This window comes from Mesorhizobium sp. M7A.F.Ca.CA.004.04.2.1 (genome assembly GCF_004022825.1).
GTDB lineage: Bacteria > Pseudomonadota > Alphaproteobacteria > Rhizobiales > Rhizobiaceae > Mesorhizobium.
The window spans coordinates 1-2,794 of sequence record NZ_RZPH01000809.1 but is presented as its reverse complement, the minus strand read 5'-3'; the positions used below and the strand labels follow the sequence as shown (position 1 = coordinate 2,794).

The following is a 2,794-nucleotide window of genomic DNA, read 5'->3' as shown; positions in this document are numbered from 1 at the left end:
GCGTCGAGGTGATGCTGGGTGCCAAGGCCAAGGGGCTATCGACCAAAGGCGATGCGCTGCCGGTCGAGACGGCGGATGGCAAGAGCGCCAAGGTCGCCGCCGAAAAAATCCTGGTCACGGTCGGCCGCAAGCCGGTGACCGAAGGCTGGGGGCTCGAGCAGATCGACCTCGACAGGGCAGGCAAATTCATCCGCATCGACGACCAGTGCCGCACCTCGATGCGCGGCATCTTCGCCATCGGCGACGTCACCGGCGAGCCGATGCTGGCGCACCGGGCGATGGCCCAGGGCGAGATGGTCGCCGAGATCGTCGCCGGCCACAAGCGCAACTGGGACAAGCGCGCCATTCCCGCCGTTTGCTTCACCGATCCGGAACTCGTCACCGCTGGTCTTTCGCCGGAAGAGGCCAGGGCTCTGGGCGGCGAGATCAAGATCGGCATGTTCCCGTTCGCCGCCAACGGCCGGGCGATGACGAAGCTGGGCGAAGACGGCTTCGTCCGCGTGGTGGCGCGGGCGGACAACCATCTGGTGCTCGGCATCCAGGCGGTCGGGCAGGGCGTGTCGGAACTGGCGGCGGCTTTTGGCCTGGCGCTGGAGATGGGCGCCAGGCTGGAGGACATTGCCGGCACCATCCATGCCCATCCGACGCAAGGCGAGGGATTCCAGGAAGCGGCGCTCAAGGCGCTGGGGCACGCGCTGCATGTTTGATTCGTGACAGTGCAAAGGCGGTGATGCTGGCGGGACACTCGCCCCCCTCTGTCCTGCCGGACATCTCCCCCTCAAGGGGGGAGATCAGCAGTTTCGGGCAACCCGCCTCTTCCAAGACTTTGAAAATTGGCGAAATCTAAGATGACAGCCTATCTCCCCCCTAGAGGGGGAGATGCCCGGCAGGGCAGAGGGGGGCAGCCTCTCACAAGAGAGAGACGCTGATCACCCCGCCAGCCGGCTCACCATCTCATGCTGCGCATAGGCGCGGCCGAAGCGGTTGGCCAGAAACGCGTCGAGCGCGATGTCTTCCTGCTTGATGAAGCCCGTGGCCGGCAGGCTGCCGTCGGCGAGCATGTCGAGCACGGCGCAGATGCCGGACGCCGTGGTGATCTGGATGGCGCTGCGCACCTGATCGCCGATGCGCCTGGAGTAGATCTTGTTGGCGTAGGTCTCCTGCAGCAGGCGGCCGTTCTTGCGGCCGGAGACGGTGACGAAGACGATGACCACGTCCTGCAGCGTCGCCGGCAGCGCGCTCTCGAAAATGTCTTTCAGCACGTCACGGCGGTGGCGCAGGCCGAGATCGTTGAGCAGCGCCTTCATGATCGCGGCGTGGCCGGGATAGCGGATGGTGCGGTAGTTCAGCGTGCGCACTCTGCCCTTCAGCGTCTCGGCCAGCGTGCCAAGGCCGCCGGAGGTGTTGAACGCTTCGTAGGTGACGCCGTCGAGCGAGAACTCCTCGCGCTCTTCCAGTGGCGGCACCTCGACCAGCTCGCCTTCGACGATCGCCTCGCAGGGCTCGCAATATTCGTTGATGACGCCGTCGGTGCTCCAGGTCAGATTGTAGTTCAGTGCATTGGAGGGATATTGCGGCAGGGCGCCGACGCGCATGCGCACGCTCTCCAGCGAATCGAACCGGCTGGCGAGATCGTTGGCGACGATCGAGATGAAGCCCGGCGCCAGGCCGCATTGCGGAATGAAGGCGCTTCTGCCCGAAACCGCCAGTTCCTTGACGCGGCGGGTCGAGACGACATCCTCGGTCAGGTCGAGATAGTGCACGCCGGCACAGGCCGCCGCTTCGGCGATGCGGGTGGTCAGATGGAAGGGAGCGGCGCTGAGCACCGCGAATTTGCCGGCGAGTGCGGCTTCAAGCGTGCCGGATGCTTCGATGTCGAGCTCAAGCGTCGCAACCGTGGCCGGCAGTTCGGCAGCAGCGAACTGTGCTGCCGAGCGGTCGACGAGCGTGACCTGATAATCCCCCTTGGCGGCGAGCATCTCGGCAATGGTCGAGCCGATCTTTCCGGCGCCGACAACGACAATTTTCTTCATGGCCGATCCCTCACTGATTGTGAGCCCAGATTCGCAGCTTGCCCGTCGAATGGAAGCGTGGTTTGGTTCGAAACGAAACCGTTGATTGGACAGTCTGCCGGGAAGAATCGTCGAAATGCTCAGTGACGCCGAACAGGCCCTGCTTTCCCTGCTGCGCGAGAATGCGCGCGCCTCGACCGCCGAGCTGGCGCGGCGGCTTGGCGTCTCGCGGACCACGGTGCAGAGCCGGATCGAACGGCTGGAGCAGCGCGGCATCATATCAGGCTATGGTGTGCGACTGGCGCCGGACTATGAGCAGGGGCTGGTGCGGGCGCATGTACTGCTCACCGTGACGCCCAAGCTCGCCGACAAGGTGGTGCGCGGCATGCGCGCCCTGACGACGGTCCGGACGCTGCATTCGGTCAGCGGCAATTTCGACATGATCGTCATCGTCGACGCACCATCGATCCGCGACCTCGACATGCTGCTCGACCAGATCGGCGCCATGGACGGGGTCGAGCGGACCCTGTCGTCGATCATCCTGTCGACGCGGATCGATCGGTGAAGCTGCTGGTCTCCCCCCTCGAGGGGGAGATGGCCGGCAGGCCAGAGGGGGTCGGTTCGACCGGATGCGACCTCCTTTCGACAGATGGGCGTTAGCGCTTCACGCGAGGCGACCCCCTCTGTCGCCTGCGGCGACATCTCCCCCTCAAGGGGGGAGAAAACTCACCGCCACCTCAAGCCCAGGGCGACAATCCTCAAGCGTGATCGATGCGCCATGC

General features: G+C 65.1%; 3 protein-coding genes. 2 read left to right on the top strand and 1 reads right to left on the bottom strand.

Annotated elements, in window-relative coordinates; translation table 11 throughout:
* The coding region (locus EN893_RS27410) for an FAD-dependent oxidoreductase (protein ID WP_164901150.1) at nt 1-707 on the top strand (707 nt) is incomplete at its 5' end.
* A 222-nt stretch (nt 708-929) separates the two neighbouring features.
* On the opposite strand, the gene EN893_RS27400 is transcribed toward EN893_RS27410, so the two are convergent.
* Nucleotides 930-2,033, bottom strand: a complete 1,104-nt coding sequence (locus EN893_RS27400) for a saccharopine dehydrogenase family protein (protein ID WP_127268447.1) — start codon at nt 2,031-2,033, stop codon at nt 930-932.
* 115 nt (nt 2,034-2,148) lie between these two features.
* Between EN893_RS27400 and EN893_RS27395 the strand changes: the two genes are divergently transcribed.
* Nucleotides 2,149-2,577, top strand: coding sequence for an Lrp/AsnC family transcriptional regulator (locus EN893_RS27395; protein ID WP_127268446.1), 429 nt, complete (start codon nt 2,149-2,151; stop codon nt 2,575-2,577).
* Nucleotides 2,578-2,794 lie beyond the last annotated feature (217 nt).

What these genes read in the sequence shown, in the direction of transcription:
- EN893_RS27395 (WP_127268446.1), top strand. Translation starts at nt 2,149, where the DNA reads ATGCTCAGTGACGCCGAACAGGCCCTGCTTTCCCTGCTGCGCGAGAAT.
- EN893_RS27400 (WP_127268447.1), bottom strand. Translation starts at nt 2,033, where the DNA reads ATGAAGAAAATTGTCGTTGTCGGCGCCGGAAAGATCGGCTCGACCATT.